This window comes from Mesorhizobium sp. M1307 (genome assembly GCF_040318155.1).
Classification (GTDB): domain Bacteria; phylum Pseudomonadota; class Alphaproteobacteria; order Rhizobiales; family Rhizobiaceae; genus Mesorhizobium.
The window spans coordinates 1-21,320 of the sequence record NZ_JAMYLR010000001.1; the positions used below are offsets into that span (position 1 = coordinate 1).

At 62.8% G+C, this 21,320-nt stretch carries 17 protein-coding genes and 1 pseudogene; 13 read left to right on the top strand and 5 right to left on the bottom strand.

Features of this window, described 5'->3' with window-relative positions; genetic code table 11:
• Nucleotides 1-154, bottom strand: a pseudogene (locus NKH16_RS00005) (S-(hydroxymethyl)glutathione dehydrogenase); the annotation flags it as partial.
• A 213-nt stretch (nt 155-367) separates the two neighbouring features.
• On the opposite strand from NKH16_RS00005, the gene NKH16_RS00010 reads away from it, so the two are divergent.
• Together NKH16_RS00010 and dnaE are read left to right on the top strand one after the other, a co-directional pair.
• Complete coding sequence (locus NKH16_RS00010) at nt 368-2,380, top strand: acetyl-CoA carboxylase biotin carboxylase subunit (protein ID WP_352742533.1); 2,013 nt, start codon at nt 368-370, stop codon at nt 2,378-2,380.
• Nucleotides 2,381-2,960: 580 nt separating this feature from the next.
• The gene (gene dnaE / locus NKH16_RS00015) at nt 2,961-6,488 is read left to right on the top strand and encodes a DNA polymerase III subunit alpha (protein WP_352742535.1); all 3,528 of its coding nucleotides are present in this window, start codon (nt 2,961-2,963) and stop codon (nt 6,486-6,488) included.
• Nucleotides 6,489-6,502: 14 nt separating this feature from the next.
• Here the strand turns inward: dnaE and NKH16_RS00020 are convergent, their stop codons facing one another.
• Complete coding sequence (locus NKH16_RS00020; protein ID WP_352742537.1) at nt 6,503-7,384, bottom strand: DMT family transporter; 882 nt, start codon at nt 7,382-7,384, stop codon at nt 6,503-6,505.
• A 173-nt stretch (nt 7,385-7,557) separates the two neighbouring features.
• Between NKH16_RS00020 and NKH16_RS00025 the strand changes: the two genes are divergently transcribed.
• Nucleotides 7,558-8,070, top strand: a complete 513-nt coding sequence (locus tag NKH16_RS00025) for a hypothetical protein (protein WP_352742539.1) — start codon at nt 7,558-7,560, stop codon at nt 8,068-8,070.
• A 150-nt stretch (nt 8,071-8,220) separates the two neighbouring features.
• Here NKH16_RS00025 and NKH16_RS00030 read toward each other — a convergent pair whose 3' ends face one another.
• On the bottom strand, nt 8,221-9,549 hold the full coding sequence (locus tag NKH16_RS00030) for a DNA polymerase IV (protein ID WP_352742541.1): 1,329 nt from the start codon (nt 9,547-9,549) through the stop codon (nt 8,221-8,223).
• Between the two features lie 68 nt (nt 9,550-9,617).
• Here NKH16_RS00030 and NKH16_RS00035 point away from each other — a divergent pair, with 68 nt between their 5' ends.
• Nucleotides 9,618-10,193, top strand: a complete 576-nt coding sequence (locus NKH16_RS00035; RefSeq protein WP_352742543.1) for a GNAT family N-acetyltransferase — start codon at nt 9,618-9,620, stop codon at nt 10,191-10,193.
• 96 nt (nt 10,194-10,289) lie between these two features.
• Entirely contained in the window at nt 10,290-11,870 is a 1,581-nt protein-coding gene (locus NKH16_RS00040; protein WP_352742545.1) for a hypothetical protein, read from the top strand.
• 9 nt (nt 11,871-11,879) lie between these two features.
• Here NKH16_RS00040 and NKH16_RS00045 read toward each other — a convergent pair whose 3' ends face one another.
• Together NKH16_RS00045 and NKH16_RS00050 are read right to left on the bottom strand one after the other, a co-directional pair.
• The gene (locus tag NKH16_RS00045) at nt 11,880-12,533 is read right to left on the bottom strand and encodes a hypothetical protein (RefSeq protein WP_352897888.1); all 654 of its coding nucleotides are present in this window, start codon (nt 12,531-12,533) and stop codon (nt 11,880-11,882) included.
• On the bottom strand, nt 12,530-12,829 hold the full coding sequence (locus NKH16_RS00050; RefSeq protein WP_352897891.1) for a DUF3572 domain-containing protein: 300 nt from the start codon (nt 12,827-12,829) through the stop codon (nt 12,530-12,532). The genes NKH16_RS00045 and NKH16_RS00050 overlap by 4 nt, the downstream gene beginning before the upstream one ends.
• Nucleotides 12,830-13,001: 172 nt before the next feature.
• Here NKH16_RS00050 and NKH16_RS00055 point away from each other — a divergent pair, with 172 nt between their 5' ends.
• The 8 genes from NKH16_RS00055 to NKH16_RS00090 all read left to right on the top strand — a co-directional run bounded on the left by NKH16_RS00055 (nt 13,002) and on the right by NKH16_RS00090 (nt 21,296).
• Nucleotides 13,002-13,418 carry a response regulator gene (locus NKH16_RS00055; RefSeq protein WP_348625950.1) on the top strand — a complete coding sequence of 139 codons (417 nt, stop codon included), beginning with the start codon at nt 13,002-13,004 and terminating at the stop codon, nt 13,416-13,418.
• 33 nt (nt 13,419-13,451) lie between these two features.
• Nucleotides 13,452-14,825 (top strand): PleD family two-component system response regulator, encoded by a 1,374-nt coding sequence (locus NKH16_RS00060; protein WP_352897894.1) that lies wholly within the window; start codon nt 13,452-13,454, stop codon nt 14,823-14,825.
• Nucleotides 14,826-15,012: 187 nt separating this feature from the next.
• Nucleotides 15,013-15,747 (top strand): FadR/GntR family transcriptional regulator, encoded by a 735-nt coding sequence (locus NKH16_RS00065; protein ID WP_023679986.1) that lies wholly within the window; start codon nt 15,013-15,015, stop codon nt 15,745-15,747.
• Nucleotides 15,744-16,931, top strand: coding sequence for a PLP-dependent transferase (locus NKH16_RS00070; RefSeq protein ID WP_352594496.1), 1,188 nt, complete (start codon nt 15,744-15,746; stop codon nt 16,929-16,931). The genes NKH16_RS00065 and NKH16_RS00070 overlap by 4 nt, the downstream gene beginning before the upstream one ends.
• A 29-nt stretch (nt 16,932-16,960) precedes the next feature.
• The gene (locus NKH16_RS00075) at nt 16,961-18,238 is read left to right on the top strand and encodes an ABC transporter substrate-binding protein (RefSeq protein WP_031212851.1); all 1,278 of its coding nucleotides are present in this window, start codon (nt 16,961-16,963) and stop codon (nt 18,236-18,238) included.
• Between the two features lie 214 nt (nt 18,239-18,452).
• Nucleotides 18,453-19,376: a carbohydrate ABC transporter permease gene (locus tag NKH16_RS00080; RefSeq protein ID WP_023679983.1), complete on the top strand. Its 924-nt coding sequence runs from the start codon at nt 18,453-18,455 to the stop codon at nt 19,374-19,376.
• Complete coding sequence (locus NKH16_RS00085; protein ID WP_352684119.1) at nt 19,376-20,224, top strand: carbohydrate ABC transporter permease; 849 nt, start codon at nt 19,376-19,378, stop codon at nt 20,222-20,224. The genes NKH16_RS00080 and NKH16_RS00085 overlap by 1 nt, the downstream gene beginning before the upstream one ends.
• Nucleotides 20,225-20,228: 4 nt before the next feature.
• Nucleotides 20,229-21,296: an ABC transporter ATP-binding protein gene (locus tag NKH16_RS00090; protein ID WP_352742555.1), complete on the top strand. Its 1,068-nt coding sequence runs from the start codon at nt 20,229-20,231 to the stop codon at nt 21,294-21,296.
• Nucleotides 21,297-21,320: the final 24 nt, after the last annotated feature.

Consider the following 21,320-nt stretch of genomic DNA (forward strand, 5'->3'; position numbering starts at 1 on the left):
GGTCGGCGCCCGACAGCGTGAACTCGTCGGTGTGGCAGATGCCGGTTGCCTTGATCTCGACCAGCACCTCGCCATCACGCGGACCGTCGAGGTCGACCTCCATGATCTGCAGCGGCTTTCCGGCGGCGACGGCGACAGCGGCGCGCGTTTTCATCAGGCAATCCTCCCAAGGCAGTCTGCAATCCAGGTTAGATTTAACTTACCATTCAGCTCTGCGCTATGCACGAAGCGACGTTCTGACCCCGGATTTTCGTCAGCGCCCGCCGATTTGCATGCGGGATAGGCTCCGACTTTGCCTTGACCGGCCCCCTGAAGCCCATAAAACGGGAAGCCCGTAAAAGAAGGGCAGCCGAGGGACGAGGCCTGCATGTTCACAAAGATCCTGGTCGCCAACCGTGGCGAGATCGCCTGCCGCGTGATCAAGACGGCGCGCAAGATGGGCATCGCCACCGTCGCGGTCCATTCCGACGCCGACCGCGACGCCGTGCATGTCGAAATGGCCGACGAGGCGGTGCATATCGGGCCTTCGCCGGCTGCGCAAAGTTATCTGGTCGCGGAAAAGATCATCGCCGCCTGCAAGGCGACAGGAGCAGAGGCCGTGCATCCCGGCTACGGTTTCCTGTCCGAGCGGGCATCCTTCTGCGAAGCGCTGGAGCAGCAAGGCATCGTCTTCATCGGCCCGAAGCCCAAGGCCATCAAGGCGATGGGCGACAAGATCGAATCGAAGAAGTTCGCCAACGCGGCCAAGTTGTCGACGGTGCCCGGCTGGCTCGGCGTCGTCGAAAGCGCCGCCCATGCCGAAAGAATAGCCGGCGAAATCGGCTATCCCGTGATGATCAAGGCTTCGGCCGGCGGCGGCGGCAAGGGCATGCGCATCGCCTGGAGCAAGGCAGAGGTGCGCGACGGCTTCGACCGGGCGCGGTCGGAGGCGAAAAGCTCGTTCGGCGATGACCGCGTCTTCATCGAAAAATTCATCGTCGATCCGCGCCATATCGAAATCCAGGTGCTCGCCGACGCGCATGGCAACACGCTCTATCTCGGCGAGCGCGAATGCTCGATCCAGCGCCGCAACCAGAAGGTCGTGGAGGAGGCGCCGTCGCCGTTCCTCGACGCCAAGACCCGCAAAGCCATGGGCGAGCAGTCGGTGGCGCTGGCCAAGGCCGTCGACTACCAGAGCGCCGGCACCGTCGAGTTCATCGTCGACAGCGACAAGAACTTCTATTTCCTGGAAATGAACACGCGGCTGCAGGTCGAGCATCCGGTGACGGAACTCGTCACCGGCATCGACCTGGTCGAGCAGATGATCCGCGTGGCAGCCGGCGAAAAGCTCGCCATCAAGCAGAGCGACGTCAAGCTGAATGGCTGGGCGGTGGAAAGCCGCCTCTATGCCGAAGATCCGTATCGCAACTTTCTGCCGTCGATCGGCAGGCTGACGAAATACCGGCCGCCGGAAGAGGGAAAATTCGGCGAAATCGTCATCCGCAACGATACCGGCGTTACCGAAGGCTCGGAAATCTCGATGTTCTACGACCCGATGGTCGCCAAGCTGTGCACCTGGGCGCCGACACGGCTGGCGGCGATCGACGCGATGTCGGAAGCGCTGGACAGTTTCGTCGTCGACGGCATCGAGCACAACATACCGTTCCTGGCGGCGCTGATGCAGCATCCGCGCTGGCGGGAAGGGCGGCTATCGACGGCGTTCATCGCCGAGGAGTATCCCGACGGCTTCGCACCCATTGTGCCGAACAGCGAAGAAAACGCGGTGCTGGCCGCGATCGCAACCGCGGTCGAACTGCTGCGCCGCGACCGGCTCGACCGGCTGGGCGGGCGGCTGGCGCCGCATTCGGGCGCCTTGAAACGCGATTGGGCGGTGAAGATCGGCCGGGATTATCTTTCGGTTGCCATCGTCGAAGGCATGATTTCCATTCCGATGGAGCTCGACCTCACAATCGACGGCGGCAAACCGCTAACGGTGGCATCCGACTGGCGGCCGGGCGATCTCATCTGGCGCGGCACGGTCGGCGGCCGCAAGGTCGCGGCGCAAGTCAGGCCGGTGCTGAACGGGTTCCGCATCGCCTGGAAAGGCATCTCGGTGACAGCCCGCGCCATGCTGCCGCGCACCGCCGAGCTCGAACGGCTGATGCCGGAAAAAGTGGCGCCGGACACCTCCAAGATGCTGCTCTGCCCGATGCCCGGCCTCGTCGTCTCGATCGCCGTTGCCGAGGGGCAGGAGGTCAAGGCCGGCGAGACGCTGGCCGTGGTCGAGGCGATGAAGATGGAAAACGTGCTGCGCGCCGAGCGCGATCTCATCGTCTCGAAGCTCAACGCCAGGCCAGGCGACAGCCTTGCCGTTGATGCGGTGATCATGGAATTCGCGTGAGGCCGAAACCCCCGCCCTCGACGCCCGTCAGAAGTTGGCGGGACAGCGCCCCCCTCTGTCCTGCCGGACATCTCCCCCTCCAGGGGGGAGATTGGCAGCCTCGGCGCCTCGCTCGCTCCTGCAACGTTGGAAATTGGCGAAAGCCGAGATGATGGCCAATCTCCCCCCTCGTGGGGGAGATGTCCGGCAGGACAGAGGGGGCGCGAAGGAACGCGACTTTGCAATTGGTTGAGCATGCTCGCTTGAGGAGGGACAAGGCGAGGCCGTGAGGAATTCGCACTTTTTTGCCGTCACAACGTATTTTGTTCTTGCTTTGTGCCGGCAGCTATGCTAGTAATTTGGTGCTAATTGGCTCCAACGACCCGCCCGCTGTGGCGGGTTTTGTGTTTCCGACCTGAGGTTGGCGGGACAGCGCCCTCTCTGTCCTGCCGGACATCTCCCCCACGAGGGGGGAGATTGGCAGATTCGGCGGTTGCTCTAAACTTCCAAAGCTCCAATCACTACCGCTGGACTCGTGTTACCCGGTGCCGGACAATACATCTTCATCGACTGAGTCCTTGTGAGGCGGCGCGAAAAAACCATGGCGGATGAGAGACTTCCACGCGATCCCTTGCTGCGCGAGGCCTATGCAAAGGCGTCGCGGGCGGAGGCGGCGGCGCGTCGGTTCATTCATCTGCGCGTGCATTCGGCCTATTCGCTGCTCGAAGGTGCCTTGCAGCTCGGCAAGATCGTCGGCCATGCGGTGCAGGACGAATGCCCGGCAATCGCCGTCACCGACACCAACAATCTGTTCGGCGCGCTGGAATTCGCCCAGAAGGCGGTAAAGGACGGCATCCAGCCGATCATCGGCTGCCAGATCGACCTCGCCTTTTCCGGCGAGGCGAGCGACAGCCAGCGCGACCGCCGGCGGCAAGGACCGGAGATGCGGCCGGTCGTCCTGATCGCCGCAACCGAGGCCGGCTACGGCAATCTGGTCAGGCTGGTCAGCCGCGTCTACCTCGAGACACCGCCCTGCGAAGCGGTGCATCTGACGAGCGAGATGCTGCAGGGCCACACCGACGGATTGATCTGCCTTACGGGCGGGCCGCGCGGTCCGATAGGCACTGCATTGAAACAGGATCGCCGCGAACTCGCCGAGACCCGGCTCTCGGCGCTCAAGAGCCTGTTCGGCGACCGGCTCTATGTCGAGCTTGAGCGCGTGTCCGGCTATGACCGCGCCATCGAGCAGTCGTCGGTCGATCTCGCCTACCGCCACGATCTGCCGCTGGTTGCCACCAACGAGGCGTTTTTCTTCTCTCGTGAAGACTATGAGGCGCATGACGCCCTGATCGCCATCGCCGAAGGTTCCGTGGTTGCGGCCGACAATCGCCGCCGCCTTTCGCCCGACCACTTCCTGAGAGGCCAGGCCGATATGGCGAGGCTGTTCGCCGACCTGCCGGAAGCAATCGACAACACCGTCGAGATCGCGCTGCGCTGCTCGTATTACCCGAAGACCCGCAATCCGATTCTGCCGCGCTTTGCCGGCCGCGATGTCGCCGACGCCGATGCTGCGGTCAAGGCGGAGGCGCAAGAGCTTGCCAGGCAGGCGCATGAAGGGCTAGAGGCGCGGCTGGCGGCGCACGGGCCGACGCCCGGCTATACCGTCGAGCAATATCGCGAAAGGCTGGATTTCGAGCTCGGCGTCATCGAGAAGATGAAATATCCGGGCTATTTCCTGATCGTTGCCGACTTCATCAAATGGGCCAAGGCACAAGGGATTCCGGTCGGCCCGGGCCGCGGATCGGGCGCCGGCTCGCTGGTCGCCTATGCCACGACCATCACCGACATCGACCCACTGCGTTTTTCGCTGCTGTTCGAGCGCTTCCTCAATCCCGACCGCGTGTCGATGCCCGACTTCGACATCGACTTCTGCCAGGACCGGCGCGAGGAAGTCATCCGCTACGTCCAGCAGAAATACGGCCGCGACCAGGTTGGCCAGATCATCACCTTCGGCACGCTGCAGGCGCGCGCGGTGCTGCGCGACGTCGGCCGCGTGCTGCAGATGCCTTACGGGCAGGTCGACAAGCTGAGCAAGATGGTGCCGTCGAACCCGGCCAATCCGGTCAAGCTCGCCGACGCCATCGCCAACGAGCCGCGCTTTGCCGAAGAGGCGGAGCGTGAGCCGATCGTGCAGACGCTGCTCGATACGGCGCAGAAACTGGAAGGTCTTTATCGGCACGCCTCGACGCACGCCGCCGGCATCGTCATCGGCGACCGGCCGCTGTCGGAGCTGGTGCCGATGTACCGCGATCCGCGCTCGGACATGCCGGTCACGCAGTTCAACATGAAATATGTCGAGCAGGCCGGGCTGGTGAAATTCGACTTCCTTGGCCTGAAGACGCTGACGGTGCTGGACAGGGCCGTCAAGCTGATCCGCCGCCGCGGGATCGAGATCGATCTTGCCCACATTCCGCTCGACGACCCCGAAACCTACGCCATGCTGTCGCGCGGCGAGGTGGTCGGCGTGTTCCAGGTGGAAAGTGCCGGCATGCGCAAGGCGCTGATCGGCATGCGGCCCGACTGTATCGAGGACATTATCGCGCTGGTCGCGCTCTACCGGCCGGGGCCGATGGAGAACATACCGACCTACAACGCCAGAAAGCACGGCGAGGAGGAGATGGCGTCGATCCACCCGAAGATCGACCATCTCGTCAAGGAGACGCAAGGCGTCATCGTCTACCAGGAACAGGTGATGCAGATCGCGCAGGAGCTCTCCGGCTATTCGCTGGGCGAAGCCGATCTGCTGCGCCGCGCCATGGGCAAGAAGATCCGCGCCGAGATGGACAAGCAGCGCGAGCGCTTTGTTTCGGGCGCGGTCGAGCGCGGCGTCGGCAAGCCGCAAGCCGACTTCATCTTCGACCTGCTGGCAAAGTTTGCCGACTACGGTTTCAACAAATCGCATGCCGCCGCCTATGCCGTCGTCTCCTACCAGACCGCCTATCTGAAGGCGCATTACCCCGTCGAATTCCTGGCGGCATCGATGACGCTCGACATGGGCAATACGGACAAGCTCGCCGATTTCCGCCAGGATGCGCTGCGCCTCGGCATCGAGGTGGTGGCGCCGTCGGTCATGACGTCGTTCCGGGATTTCGAGGTCGGCGAGAACCGCATCTTCTATTCGCTGGCCGCGCTCAAGGGCGTCGGCGATGCGGCGGTCGAGCACATCGTCGCCACGCGCGGCGAAAAACCCTTCAAGAGTCTCGCCGATTTCTGTGAAAGGGTCGATCCGAAGATCGTCGGCAAGCGCGTCTTCGAAAGCCTGATCATGGCCGGCGCGCTCGACTGCTTCGGTCATGACCGCGCGGCGATGATGGCCGGCGTCGAGCGGATGATGGGGCTGGCGTCGCTGGCGCAGCAGAATGCCGTCACCGGCCAGCATGACATCTTTGGCGCCTCGCTCGGCGCACAGTCGCAGGCGCTCAACTTGCCGGCGACCGATCCCTGGCTCGCCGCCGACCGCCTGCATCGTGAATTCCAGGTGGTCGGGTTCTATCTCTCGGCGCATCCGCTCGACGAATACAAGGCGGCGCTGCAGAAAATGCGGGTGCAGACCTGGGGCGAGTTTTCGGCCGCCGTCAAACGCGGTGCTGCCGCCGGCCGGCTCGCCGGCACGGTGACCACCAAGCAGGAGCGCAAGACGCGCACCGGCAACAAGATGGGCGTCGTGCAGTTCTCCGACACGTCCGGCCAGTATGAAGCGGTGCTGTTTTCCGAGGGGCTGGCGCAATACCGCGACTTGCTCGAACCCGGCCGCTCGGTGGTGATCACCGTTTCGGCCGAGGACAGGCCTGAAGGCGTCAATCTGCGCATCCAGACCGTGCAGTCGTTGGAGGAAGAGGCAAGCCGTATCCAGAAAGCGTTGCGCATCTTCGTCAGAAATGACGCACCGGCATCGACAATCCAATCGCAGCTTGGCCAGCGTGGCGACAGTCAGGTGAGCATCATCGTCATCAAGGAAGGCGGCGAGGGCGAGGTCGAGATCGAGTTGCCCAACCGCTACCGCGTATCGCCGCAGATCGCGTCGGCGATGCGGGCGGTGCCGGGCGTGGTCGAGGTGGAACTGGTCTAAGAGTTAGCGCACGCTTATGAAGCGGCGATCTCCGCCGGTTGCGGTGCTCTCCGCTGCAGGTTGAGCAGATTTCCCATGAGGATCAGCAGGGCGCCACCGGCGGTGAAGGCGTCGATCTGCTCGTGATAGAGCAGCCATCCGATCACCGCCGACAGCGGCACGCGCAAAAAGTCCATTGGCGAGATGACCGTCGCATCGGCATAGACAAGTGCGCGGGCCATGCAGAAATGCGACGACATGCCGGTGAAGGCGATGAGCAGGATCCACGGCCAGAGCTCAAGCGGCGGGTTGCGCCATTCGTAAAGCGCCGGGACGAGGCCAAGCAGCGACTGGATGATCAGCATCCAGAAGATGATGCGCACGACGCTGTCCGTCCGCGTCAGCGACTTGACGAGGACCACCGAGACGCCGAAGCAGACCGCGGCTCCCAGCACGATGACATGTCCCGGATTGACCGCGCCGACGCCCGGACGCACGATGATCACAACGCCGATCAGCCCGAGCACGATCGCCGCCAGCCGTGGCCGGGACAGCCTTTCGCCGAGGAAAGCGACGGCCAGCAAAGCGGTCCAGATCGGCGTCGTGAATTCGATCGAGATCAGTACCGCAAGCGGGATCAGCGTCAGGGCGTAGAGCCAGGCAGTCTGGCCGGTATAGTGGACGACGTTGCGGGCGATATGAGCCAGCGGGCGTCCGGTGCGCATCGCCGCAAAACCGCCTGACATCATGACCAGCGGCAACAGGATGAAAAAGCCGATCACCGAGCGCAGCTCGAGCACCTGGAAGACGTTTAGTTCGGCCGTCGTGGCACGGCCGGCCACCGACATCGCCAGGAACGAGGCGATCGACAGCGCCATCCAGAACGCGGCCTTGGGGATCGAGGGTGCGGGTGCCATGCGGCTATGTCGCAAGCCGGAGCGCTCATCGCAACCGCTAGCCGACGCATTCGACTGGGCCAGCCGTGCAGCGTTGCAAACAGTGATGTTGAAGCCGGAACCCGCCGCTGAGGGAAGCGTTGGTCCCTCAGTGTTTGCGTGCTGTGTTTTGGATACCAACGAGGAGCGGTCCGATGAAATCACTTGCACGATTTGTACTTGCCGGCTGCCTGACGGCCGGGGCCGGGGCCGGGACAGCGCATGCCGACGATCCGGATTTTCTTCGCTCATTCCAGGGGAATTTCGCCGGCAAAGGCATCGTCAAGGTGACCACCGATGCGCCGACGGTGAATGTCTCCTGTTATTTCAATTCCGACGCAACGTCGAGCTCGCTATCGCTCGACGGCAGCTGCCGCGGTCTTATCGTGGTAACGCGCGCCATCAGCGCCGATCTCAAATCGAGCGGGACGAAATACACCGGCACCTATGTCGGATCGCGCACCGGGCCGGCGCAATTGAGCGGCAGCCGCTCCGGCAACGCAATCAATCTCGGCATCCGTTGGGCCAAGGAGGTCAATGGCGATCGCAAGGCGCAAATGACGGTCGAGAAGAACGGCGAGAATGGCATGCGGCTGATCGTCGTCGATACCGATCCGAAAACCGGGAAGAGTGTGGTGACCACCCGGATCGATCTGCAGCGCACGTGACTGGGGCAAGTTGATATTCAGGTGAGGCCGGCCTGCGAAAGGCGGTTTCCTGCGCATCCAGTGCTCACGTACTCACAAGTGCGCTCCGCTCCGGTTCTCGGAAACCACCCTTCTCGACTCGGCCTGACCTGAATCTCAAACATGCCGGTATCATTCCTCGACCGGTTCGGGCGGATGGGCATCGCGGCCCTTGCCGAAGGTATAGCCGGTTTCCACCGCCCTGCGGCCGAACTTGCCGCGCAGCGTGTCGATGGCGCCTTCGGCCATGGCGCGCTTGCGTGACTGGACGTCGACCAGATCGGGCGGGTCCGCCCGGTCATCGTCGGAGAGATCGCTGACGCCAATGCCGAGCAGCCGGTATTTCGTGCCATCCGCTTCCTTGCGCAGCAGCTCGAGCCCGGTCTGAAAGATGCGGTCGGCCAGCCGGGTCGGATCGCCGAGCTGGCGATTGCGCGTGCGGATCTTGAAATCCTGGGTCTTCAGCTTGAGGACGACGGTGCGTCCGGCAATGCCGGATTTCTTCAGCCGGGCCGAGACTTTTTCCGACAGCGCCCTCAGCACCGAAACCAGTTCGTCGACGGAGGCGATGTCGGTATCGAAAGTGGTTTCCGCCGAGACGCTTTTCGCGTCCTGGTCGGGAACGACGCGACGGTCGTCCTCGCCGCGCGAAAGCCGGTAGAGCCGGTCGCCCATGACGCCGTAGCGGCGCATCAGATCGCCACGTTCCATGCGCTGCAACTGGCCGATGGTGCGGATGCCGTCGCGCTCGAGGGTGGCGGCAAAGGCCTTGCCGACCCCCCAGATCAGCGTCACCGGCTGCTCGGCCAGGAAGCCGATAGCCTCGGCCTCGCCGATCACCGAAAAGCCGCGCGGCTTGCGGAAGTCCGATGCCACCTTGGCCAGGAACTTGCAGTAGGAAAGACCGGCCGAAACGGTGATGCCGATCTCCTTTTCCACGCCGAGTGCGAAGCGCGCCAGCACCACCGCAGGCGGCAGGCCATGCAGGCGCTCGGTGCCGGCGAGGTCGAGAAAGGCCTCGTCGATCGAGAGCGGCTCGACCAGCGGCGTCAGCGCCTGCATCATAGCGCGCACCTCACGGCCGACGCGGACGTATTTTTCCATGTCCGGCGGCAGGACCACCGCTTCCGGACAGGCTTCGAGCGCCTTGAACATCGGCATTGCCGAGCGCACGCCGTGGATGCGGGCAATGTAGCATGCGGTGGAGACGACGCCGCGCTTGCCGCCGCCGATGATCAATGGCCGGTCCTTCAACGCCGGGTTGTCGCGCTTTTCGACCGCCGCGTAGAACGCGTCGCAATCGATATGCGCAAGGCGCAGCCGGTAGAGCTCCGGATGGCGGGCGAGCCGTGGACTGCCGCAGCGCTCGCAACGGCGTGCCTCGCTGCACTGAAAACTCAGGCAGTCGCGGCAAAAACCGTGTTCGGAATTGTTGACAGGGGCCGCCATCGCTGCGAACATAAAGAGAACAAATGCAATGGTACGTCAGGACGGATGCCACGACAAGGCGGTGGGCCGGGAGAGAGCTCATGAATACGACCATAGCGCCGCTAGTGCCCGAGCTTTGGGCGGATTTCGAAGATCTTTTCGGTAGGCAAGGCGCCTGCTACGGCTGCTGGTGCACACATTTCCGGCTGTCGCCCGCAGCACGCCGCGCGAGCAACCGGGAGCGCAACAAGGACCACATCAAGGCGCGGATCGAGGCCGGGCCGCCGCCCGGCCTGCTGGCTTTCGAGGGTGGCCAGGCGGTCGGCTGGATGCAGATCGGCCCGCGTGCCGACGTGCCCGAATGGAACAACCAGGGCAGGGGGTCGGCGCCGATCGACCCCGCCGACGCCAGCGATCTGGGCGTCTGGGCGATCTCCTGCTTCTTCATCCGCACCAAAGCACGGGGCAAGGGCCTGTCGCACCGCCTGGTCCAAGGCGGCATCGAGTTCGCCCGCGAGAACGGCGCGCGGCTGATCGAGGCCTGCCCGATCGACCTGTCGAAGGATTCGCGCTCGATCGGGCTGTTCGTCGGCTCGTCGCGGGTCTTCGAAAAGGCCGGGTTCCAGCGATTGGTCGAACGTAAGCCAGGCCGACCGCTGGTGCGGCTGGTGCTTTAGCCGGATGCGCTTTTGGCCTACAGTCGGCGTCTTGCCGCTGTAACGCTGTTTCACTAACACAAGCAATGATTTGGCCCGAGACAACGGAGAATCGACGTGAAGCGTGTATTGCCACTTGTTCTCGCCGTCGCGTTTAGCGCGCCCGCTTTCGCCCAGACCGTCGACAGCCAAGGCGCGAAGAAGCTTACCGATGATCTGGCACATTATTTCGGCAGGCAGGGTTTCGATATCGGGCTGGTGAAAATCACTGCCGACGGCGATGCGTACAAACTCGCCGTCGATTTCAAGCCGCTCGTCGCTTTGCTGTCGAAACAGGATTCCTTCAAGTTCGACGTCACGCCTTACGACATGCGGGTCAAGCCGCGCCAGGACGGGCAGTGGGACGTGTCGGCGGATACGTCGCTGACCGGATCGTTCGATTTCAAGGGGCCTCAAGGGCCGCAGCACATCGACTTTTCGGTGTCGAACAACAAGTTCACCGGTGTATATGATCCGGCCCTGGTGGCCTTCGTCAGCGCCACGGGGTCAATGGACGCTATAACGATGAAAACCCGGGAGCCGAAGCAAGAGGCCGATGTCTCTGCCGGTGCCGGCACCGCCACGCTAAATTCGACGAAATCGGCGAACGGCGGCATCGATTTCACTGTCGCGGAAAAGATCTTGAATTTTGCTGAAGTCCTCAAAATCAACGATCCCGAGCGAGGGTTGAATTTCCCGGTCACCCTCAATGCGCCGGAACTTTCGGTGCATGCAAACGGCAAGGGTGTTCGGACAAAGCCGTTGATGGATCTGCTTGCTTTTGCCGTCGCTAATGAAGACGAGGCGAAACTGAAAGTAAATCAGGCGGAACTTAAGTCACGTCTCCTTGCGGCGTTGCCTGTCTGGGAAAGAATCGACGGAACGTACGCCTTCAAGGATTTCGCAATTGAGAGCCCAGTCGGCAAGTGGGGTGCGAAGCAGTTGGATTTGGCTAGCGGCATGGATGGCGTCTCCCAGAACGGCAAAATCAACTATGGGATCAAGGCCTCCGGTCTGACGATCCCCCGGCAATTGCTGCCCGCCTGGACTGGTCCACTGGTGCCGACGGATATCGACCTTAACTTCGGCGGTGCCAATATCGATCTCGACACGATGGCGAAGAAGGCGATCGAAGCCTTTGATCTCAATAAGAATCCGCCGTTGCCGGGGGAATTCGGCAAGGCTTTGGTCGCCGATTTCAAGGCCAAGAAACCCAAAGTAATCCTCGGCCACTCGACCGTGAAGAATGGCGACGTCGAAGTCGCCATGGAAGGCGAGATGACTTTCCCGGGCGGCGAAAAGCCTGATGCGACCGTGACCGTCGCTGTGGCCGGCTACGACAAGATCGTCGATGCCCTGAAGGAAGGCGCCAAGAGCGATGAGCAGATGGCGCAGGCCTTCCCCTTTGCGCTGGCCGTCAAAGGTTTTGGCAAGACGCTGCCGGATGGCCGGCTTGAATGGGTGATCAACACCAAGGCCGATGGGTCCGTTGCGGTCAACGGCGCCATGCTGAAGGGGCCGGATGAAGTCCAGGACGACAGCGCCGGCCAGGATGACAACTCGGGCGATGATGGCGCGAATGGAACGGACAATTCGACCGGGGGCGAGGATTCGGACGGCGGCGACAATGGCGGGGCAGGACCGAAGCTGCAGCCCTGAGCGCTCGCATTAAAGCCCCAGAGCGCTCGCGATCTTCGGCGCGGCGTCGCGCCAGTCTTCGACGACTCTGACGCCGTCCGGCGGCGGCGGCAGGAAAGCGCGCAGCGAATTGTCGGCCATCAGATGGAAGAGATACGCATCGGCGACCGAGTTCTGCACCGACACAAGATTGGACGGCTGATCGTCGACGAAAGCGACCGGGCGGCCCTTGTTGCCGCGCAATTTGGCCACCGCCGGTCCCTTGGCCATTTCGGTGGTCAAAAGCGGGTAGGGCAATCCGAACGCGTCGAGATGCGCACGGCGCACCACGCGGTGCTTGTGCGGCATGGCGGTTAGCAGAACGATCTCGGCGCTGTCGCTAAGCGCTGCAAGAGCATCCTCGGCACCGTCGGTGATGCTTTGCCAATCGGCCTGGGCGTCAAAGAATTCCCCCAGAAGTGCCGTAACCTGGGGCTGTTCGATCAAACGGCCGCTCGCCGTTTCGGTGATGTTGCCGGTGAGGCGGAAGGAAGCCAGCGTCAGGCCGAAGCCGCGCGATTTGAGGAAATGCGGAAACGGCCGGATGAATTCGAGCACGACGTCGTCGACATCGAGCACCAGCAGCGGCCGGTCGTCGTCGGCCAGCTCCTCGATCTGCCGCGCCGTCTCGGGATCGTCGCTCATACCGAACGCTCGTGGTCGTCGTCGCCGAGCGGCAGCGCCCGCAATGCCTTGCCGACTGCGGCGGGCGGCGTTCCGGTCTCCTCGGAAAAACGCATCAGCGTCGGCTCGTGGGCAAGGATGAACTGCAGCACGCCGGCCAGGAATCCCGGCTCGCCGGCCGCCCGGCGGATGGAATGGGCTTCGATGCCGGTGATCGCCAGGAAGCGGGGCAGAAGTTCCGGATCGGCGGCGACGAAGCCCAACGCCTTTACGGCAACCGTTTCCGCTTCCTCGCGCATTGACGCTGCGTTTGCCATCGCTACCTTCCTTCATGGGCGGAATCGTTCTGTTTTCGCAGTAGTGGCAAGTGTCGCCGGCAGCAAGCTCGCCGACCTGGAATCCGAACGCTTTTAGGGCGACCGGTTTCCGTTTCGTCAATCATATTGCCGTATAGTGGGAACAGGTTTGGTGCGTGCCGACAAGGGGCGCATGACGGCACCCTTCGAGTGGAAGGCCAGCCGGGACGGGAAATCGATGCCAAAGAAGGTTATGATCGTCGAAGACAACGAGCTCAACATGAAGCTCTTTCGCGACCTCATCGAAGCGAGCGGCTACGAGACGGTGCGCACACGCAACGGCCTGGAAGCGCTGGATCTGGCGCGGCAGCACAGGCCGGACCTCATCCTGATGGACATCCAGCTGCCGGAAGTGTCGGGCCTCGAGGTCACCAAATGGCTGAAGGAGGACGATGATCTCCACGTCATCCCGGTCATCGCCGTCACCGCCTTCGCGATGAAGGGGGACGAGGAGCGCATTCGCCAGGGCGGCTGCGAGGCATATATCTCCAAGCCGATCTCGGTGCCGCGTTTCATCGAAACCATCAAATCCTACCTGGGCGATGCCTGATGTCCCTTCTCAGCCGAGCCGGAGCTTTGTGAAATGACCGCGCGGATCCTCGTCGTCGACGACATCCCAGCCAATGTCAGGCTGCTGGAGGTTCGGCTGCTCGCCGAATATTTCGAGGTCCTGACCGCCACCAACGGGCCGGACGCGATCGAGATCTGCGAGAACGGCAAGGTCGACGTCGTGCTGCTCGACGTGATGATGCCCGACATGGACGGATTCGAGGTCTGCCGGCGGCTGAAGGGCGACCCGGCGACATCGCACATCCCTGTCGTGATGATCACCGCGCTCGACCAGGTTTCGGACCGGGTGCGCGGCCTCGAGGCCGGCGCCGACGATTTTTTGACCAAGCCGGTCAACGATCTGCAGCTGATGACGCGCGTCAAGAGCCTGGTCAGGCTGAAATCGCTGACCGACGAGCTGCGGCTGCGCGCCTCGACGACACGCAATATCGGCATCGAGGAGCTTTTGAGCCGCAACTTCGCTGCCGACGACGCGGTGCCGAAGGTGCTGCTGGTCGACGAGCGCAAATCCTCGTTCGAGCGCGTCCAGAAGATGCTGCGCGGCAGTGCCGATCTCGACGTCGCCAACGATCCGCATGCAGGCTTCTTCCAGGCCGCCGAGCAGCCGTATGAATGCGTGATGATCTCGACGGCCTTCGCCGATTTCGACCCGCTGAGGCTCTGCTCGCAATTGCGCTCGCTCGATCGCACCCGTTTCCTGCCGATCATCCTTCTGGCGGACGAGGGCGAGGAGGGGCGTATCATCCGCGGCCTCGAACTCGGCATCAACGATTATCTGATGCGGCCGATCGACCAGCAGGAGCTGACCGCGCGGCTGCGTACGCAGGTGCGCCGCAAGCGCTACAACGACCAGCTTCGCGCCAGCGTCACCCAGACCATCGAGATGGCGGTGACCGATGCCCTGACCGGCCTGCACAACCGCCGCTATCTCGACAGCCATCTGCAAACGCTGTTTGACCGCGCCGTGGCACGGCGCCGGCCGCTGTCGGTGATGATCACCGATCTGGACCGCTTCAAGAGCATCAACGACGCGCATGGCCATGACGGCGGCGACGACGTGCTGCGCGAATTCGCGCGGCGGCTGCGCAAGAATGTGCGCGGCATCGACCTGGCCTGCCGCTTCGGCGGCGAGGAGTTCGTCGTGGTGATGCCGGACACCGACGGCGCGGTGGCCGAAAAGGTCGCCGAGCGCATTCGCGCCGAAATCGCCCAACTGCCGTTTCCCGTCGGCGCCGAAGGCAAAGCCGTCGAAGTCACCGTCAGCGTCGGCGTTTCGTCGGTGCTGAAAGGGGTGGACACGGTCTCGGCGCTGATGAAACGCGCCGACCTTGCGCTCTACGAAGCCAAGAGCGGCGGCCGCAATCGCGTCGTCGCCAAGGCGGCTTAGCACCGAACACCAATTGCCGGGTCAACGCGACCGCAAGACCCGGAAAACGCTTGTTTTTTTCGCGGCAGCGACAGCGCCCTTTGAAATAGCCGGCTGGGCAGAGCGTATGCGCCCGCAGTCGGTTGACAGGGCCTGTCTTCTATGCAGAAATTGGTTGGACCATTGAGCCATTTGGTGACCCGTCGGCATGACCGAATTCGGCCTTTCCCCCATACAGGCAACTGCTCGCGACGACGCGGTGCTCAAGGCGCTGGCCGGCTTTGTGATGCGGGAAGCTCTCGGGCCCGGCCAGAGACTGCCGACCGAACGCATCCTTGCCGAGCGCCTCAAGGTGAGCCGCAACACCGTGCGCGAGGCGCTGACGCGCTGGGAAGGGCTCGGCCTGGTCGAACGGCGGCAAGGCAGCGGCACCTATCTCAAGGGAGTGGTCTCGCTGGACATGCTGCACATGCCGCTGACGCTGGCCGGCGGCAATGATTTCACCAGCCTGATGCAGACGCTGGAAATCCGCCGGGCACTGGAAGCGGAAGCCGCCGCCCTGTGCGCCGTCCGCGCGGGCCAGGCAGATCTCGTGGAGATCGGGCGCAAGCTCGACATTATGGAGCAGGCCTTCCACACCCGCGCCGGGATGTCGGCGGAGGAGGACTGGGAATTCCACCAGTCGATCTACCGCAGTTCCGGCAATCCGCTGTTCGAGCAGATCATCGCCGCCATGCACGAACTGTTCCATCGTTTCTGGGAGCATCCGCTCGGCGTGCGTGATTTCGGCCACGCCAGCTTTCCTTACCACCGCACCATCTACGAACGCATCGCCGCGCACGATCCGGAGGGGGCCCGGGCCGAGGCGCTCAAGCTGATCGCCACCGTCGAGGACGATCTGAAGCGCGGCGCGGCCAAACTCGAACTTTCAGGCCAGAAATGAGCGATCATCCCGCCGGTTTCGAAAACGACTATCTCGCCGAGGCAGCGACGCTTCTCGCCCATGACGAGCCTTTCCCCGGCGGCGCGGTGGTCCCGCCGATCTACCAGACTTCGCTCTTCACCTTCGCCAACTATTCCGAGATGGCCGACACATTCGCCGGCAGGCGACGTCAGCCGATCTATTCGCGCGGCGACAACCCGACGGTCATGGAGTTCGAGGCGCGTGTCGCCGCTCTCGAAGGCGCGGAGGCCGCGCGCGGCTTTTCCAGCGGCATGGCGGCGATCAGCGCCACGGTGCTTGCTTTCGTCGGTGCCGGTGAGCGCATGGTTGTCGTGCGCAATTGCTACGGCGATGCCTACCGGCTGTTCGAACGGCTTTTGCCACGGCTCAACATCAAGGTCGACTATGTCGACGGTTCCGATCCGGACGCGGTCGCGGCAGCACTTCCCGGCGCCAAGCTGCTCTACCTGGAAAGCCCGACGTCGATGATGTTCGAGCTCCAGGACATAACCCACCTGGCGCGGCTGGCCAAAGAGCAGGGCATCATCACCTCGATCGACAATTCCTGGGCGACGCCGGTGTTCCAGAAGCCGATTTCGCACGGTGTCGACCTGGTGCTGCATTCGGCCTCGAAATATCTCGGCGGCCACAGCGACACCGTTGCCGGTGTGGTGGCCGGTTCGGCCGCCCATATCCGACATATCAACGAGCAGACCTATTCCTATCTCGGCGGCAAACTTTCGCCTTTCGAGGCCTGGCTGTTGCTGCGTGGCCTGCGCACATTGCCGCTGCGGTTGCCGCATCACATGAAGAGCGGGCTGACCATCGCCGAACGGCTGAAAGCGCATGACCATGTCGAGCGGGTCAACCACCCGGCCTATTCCAACCATCCAGGCAAGGCGACGCTTGCCGGCTATGCCGGGCTGTTCTCGTTCGAAGTGACGGAAGACGTCGACATCCCGGCTTTCGTCGATGCCCTGAAACTCTTTCGCATCGGCGTCAGTTGGGGCGGCCATGAGAGCCTGGTCGTTCCGGCAAAGGCCTCGCTCGAGCAGACGCCGGGCCTGAATTCGATGGCGCGCTTCGGCGTCAGCCCACGAACCATCCGCTTCAGTGTCGGATTGGAAAGTGTCGAAGACCTGTGGGCGGATGTTGCCCAGGCCTTCGACAGAGCAAAAAGATAAAGGAGCCGTTCAAAATGGGAGTGCTGAACATGAAAAAACTGAGCATCCTTCTTGGTGCCGTCGCGGGTCTGGCGATTTCCGCCGGCAGCGTGCTGGCCGATTCCACGGTCAAGATGGTCGAGGTAATCACCAGTCCGCCGCGTACCGAATTCCTCAAGAAGCAGATCGCCGAATTCGAGGCGGCCAATCCGGGCGTCAAGGTCGAGCTGGTATCGCTGCCCTGGGGCCAGGCGTTCGAGAAGTTCCTCACCATGGTGCAGGCCGGCGACACGCCCGACATCGTCGAGATGCCGGAACGCTGGATGGGTCTCTATGCGACCAACGGCCAGCTCGAGGATCTCGGGCCATACATGGCCAAATGGGACGATGCCAAAACGCTGGGCGAGCGTGCCAAGCAGTTCGGCTCGACGGTCGATAACAAGCAGTACATGATCCCTTACGGCTATTACCTGAACGCGCTGTTCTGGAACAAGAAGCTGTTCAAGGAGGCCGGTCTGGACGGTCCGCCGGCGACGCTTGATGAATTCGTCGAGGACTCCAAAAAAATCTCGGCGATACCGGGCAAATACGGCTACTGCCTGCGCGGCGGCCCGGGCGCCTTCAACGGCATGCATATGTTCATGAACATCGCCGCCGGCAAGGGCGGCTATTTCAACGAGGACGGCACCTCGACCATCAACGAGGAAGGCTCGGTCAAGGGCCTGCAGATGCTCGCCGACATGTACAAGAACGGCCTGGCGCCGAAAGATGCGGTGAGCTGGGGTTTTAACGAGACCGTCACCGGCTTCTACAGCGGCACCTGCGCCATGCTGAACCAGGATCCCGACGCGCTGCTCGGCATCGCCGACAAGATGAGCGCCGACGACTTCGCCGTGGCGCCGATGCCGGTCGGGCCGAGCGGCAAATCCTATCCGACGCTCGGTTATGCCGGCTGGGCGATGTTCGCCAATTCCCAGCACAAGGACGATGCATGGAAGCTGATGGCGACGCTGTTGTCGCCCAAGGACAATCTGGAATGGGCAAAGGAAGTCGGCGTCATTCCAATCCACAACGGCGCCGACCAGGACGCCCACTTCAGGACCGAGCAATTCAAAGGCTGGTTCGAGGAACTGAACAACGGCGACAAATACGAGATGGTGACGCCTCCGACGCATTTGGAAAATCTCGGCAATTTCGTCGACCAGGTGGCGATCAAGAATTTTCAGGAAGTGCTGCTTGGTCAGAAGGCGGCCAAGGACGTGGCCGACGAATGGGCCAAGTTCCTGACCAAGGAACAGCAGGACTGGCTGGCCAAGAACAAGAAATAGCTTTTGTTCCTTCTCCCCGTTCACGGGGAGGGGGTGCCACGACGTGACGGATGAGGGGCGGCGCCAACCCGTCGCGGCTCGTGTTGCCTCTCATCCGCCTGCCCGTCCTCCGCAGCAGCTGCGCTGCAGCTGCGGAGGGTGGACCGGCATCTCCCCGCAAACGGGGAAGGCGCTGTCGCCAGCCCGTGCTTACCCAGGAGACGATCCAGTACCAATGACCTATGCCGTGTCCGAAATCCGATCCGCCGGCAGGCCGCGAAAGAAGCGGCTATCCCATGCCGCGATCGAGCCTTGGCTCTATCTTAGCCCGGCGATCGCGCTGCTGGTCGTCGTGCTCCTGGTGCCGCTGGTTATCGGTGTCGGCTACTCGTTCCGCAAATTCTCTGCTTTCAAATCCGAATATGTCGGGCTTGGGCAGTATCAGGCGATGCTGTCGGATCCTGTGCTCGGGCAGGCGCTCGTCAACACGCTATGGTGGACGGCAGCCAGCCTGTTCTTCCAATTTTTCCTTGGACTTGGCCTGGCGCTGCTGCTCGACACGCCGTTCCGGGGCAGAAAGATCGTGCAGGCGGTGGTGTTCCTGCCCTGGGCGGTACCATCCTTCCTCTCGGGCCTGACCTGGGCCTGGCTGTTCAACCCGATCATCGGGCCGCTGCCGCATTGGCTCTACGCCTTGGGGCTGAAAGCCGAGCCGACCAACGTGCTCTCCGATCCCTCGACAGCCATGTGGGGGCCGATCGTCGCCAATGTCTGGTTCGGCATTCCCTTTTTTGCCATCACGCTTTTGGCGGCGTTGAAGTCGATCCCGTCAGAACTGCATGAGGCGGCGGCGATCGACGGCGCCTCGCCGTGGCAGCGCTTCACCAAGGTGACGCTGCCGTTCCTGGCACCAACCATCGTCATTACCGTCATGCTGCGCACGATATGGATCGCCACCTTCGCCGACCTGATCTTCGTCATGACCGAAGGCGGGCCTGCCGGTTCGACCGCTACCGTCCCGGTCTATATCTACGTCAGCGCGTTCAAGTCGCTGGACAAAGGCTATGCCTCCGCGGTGGCGGTGCTGCTGCTTGTGCTGCTCATCGTCTATGCGATTGCACTGATCGGCATCCGTCGCTCGCTGGTGAGGCACGTCTGATGATTGCCGGACGCTCCGTCTCCTCGCGCATTCTCGGCGGCATCGGCCTTTACGGCGGCATCGGTGCCTATATGGCCTTCGCGTTGTTCCCGATCTTCTGGACGTTGAAGATCTCGGTTACGCCGGAGCGGCTGCTCTATTCCGAAGGCATCACTTTTTGGCCGTCGCAAGCGACGCTGCAGAACTTCGTCACCGTGCTCGAAGCCACCGACTTTCCACGCTATTTCCTGAACAGCGTTATCGTTTCGGTGTCGACGGCAGCCTTCGTAACGGTGATTGCCACGCTGGCCGGCTACGCCATGTCGCGATTTTCCTTCCGCGGCAAGGCGACCCTGGCCATCCTGCTTTTGCTCACCCAGACTTTTCCGCTGGTGATGGTCATTCCGCCGATCTACCGCATCATGGGGCAGATCGGCCTTATCAACAGCCTGACCGGCCTCGTCATCATCTACACCGCGTTCAATACGGCCTTTGCGACCTTCCTGATGCAATCTTTCTTCGACGGCATCCCGAGAGACCTGGAAGAGGCAGCCATGATCGACGGCTGCACGCGCCTGCAGGCGATGCGCAAGGTGATCGTGCCGCTGACGCTACCCGGCATGGGCGCGACGCTCGGCTTCGTCTTTACCGCCGCCTGGAGCGAGTTGCTGTTTGCGCTGATGCTGATTTCCAGCGACGACCAGAAGACCTTCGCGGTCGGCCTGCTCACCTATATCGGCAAATTCGCGGTCGACTGGGGACAGATGATGGCTGCTTCCATCCTGGCGCTGATCCCGGTCTGCGTCTTCTTTGCCTTCCTGCAACGCTACCTCGTCACCGGCCTTACCGCCGGCGCCGTCAAGGGATAGATCGATGGCCTCCGTTACACTCGACAAAGTCCGCAAAGACTATGGAGCCGTGCGCGTTCTGCACGCGGTCGATCTCGAAATCGCCGACGGCGAGTTCGTCGTTCTGGTCGGCCCGTCCGGCTGTGGGAAATCGACACTGCTGCGTATGATCGCCGGGCTGGAGGAGGTCTCCGACGGCGAAATCCATATTGGTGAGCGCCTGGTCAACGACATTGCGCCAAAGGACCGCGACATTGCCATGGTGTTCCAGTCCTACGCGCTCTATCCGCACATGGACGTGTCGAAGAACATGGGTTTCAGCCTGATGCTGAGAAAGGCCGGCAAGCCGGCGATCGATGCAAGGGTGGACAGTGCCGCCAAGCGGCTCGGGCTCGATGCGCTTCTGCAGCGCCTGCCTCGGCAATTATCCGGCGGCCAGCGTCAGCGCGTCGCCATGGGACGGGCCATCGTGCGCGATCCGAAGGTCTTTCTCTTCGACGAGCCGCTTTCGAACCTCGACGCCAAGCTGCGCGTTCACATGCGTGCCGAGATCAAGGCGCTGCACCAGCAATTGAAGACCACTTCGGTCTATGTCACCCACGACCAGACCGAAGCGATGACAATGGCCGACCGCATCGTCGTCATGCATGACGGCCTCGTCCAGCAGGTCGGTGTGCCGCTCGATCTGTACGACCGGCCGGTCAACATGTTCGTCGCCGGGTTCATCGGCTCGCCCGGCATGAATTTTCTGCCTGCCGTAGTTGAAAAGGGCGCCAAGCCGGATGCCATCCTGGCCGACGGCCAGAAGCTGAGGCTGCCGGACGGCCTGCCGCTCAGGGATGGCGATACGATCACCGTCGGCTTGCGGCCCGAGCATATCCGGCTCGCCGACAATGGTGCGCTAAAGGGCGAGGTGGGCGTCGTGGAGCCGCTCGGCCTGTCCACCCAGTTCTATGCCAGGCTTGCCGGCCAGCAGGTCTGCGTGTTTGCCATGGGCCGGGCCAGCGTGAAGCCGGGTGAGGCCGTGCGCCTGTCGGCTGATCCGGCATCGCTCCATCTGTTCGATCCGGCAAGCGGCGATCGCATCGGCTAGTCCTGAATTCCCGAAACGAAAAAC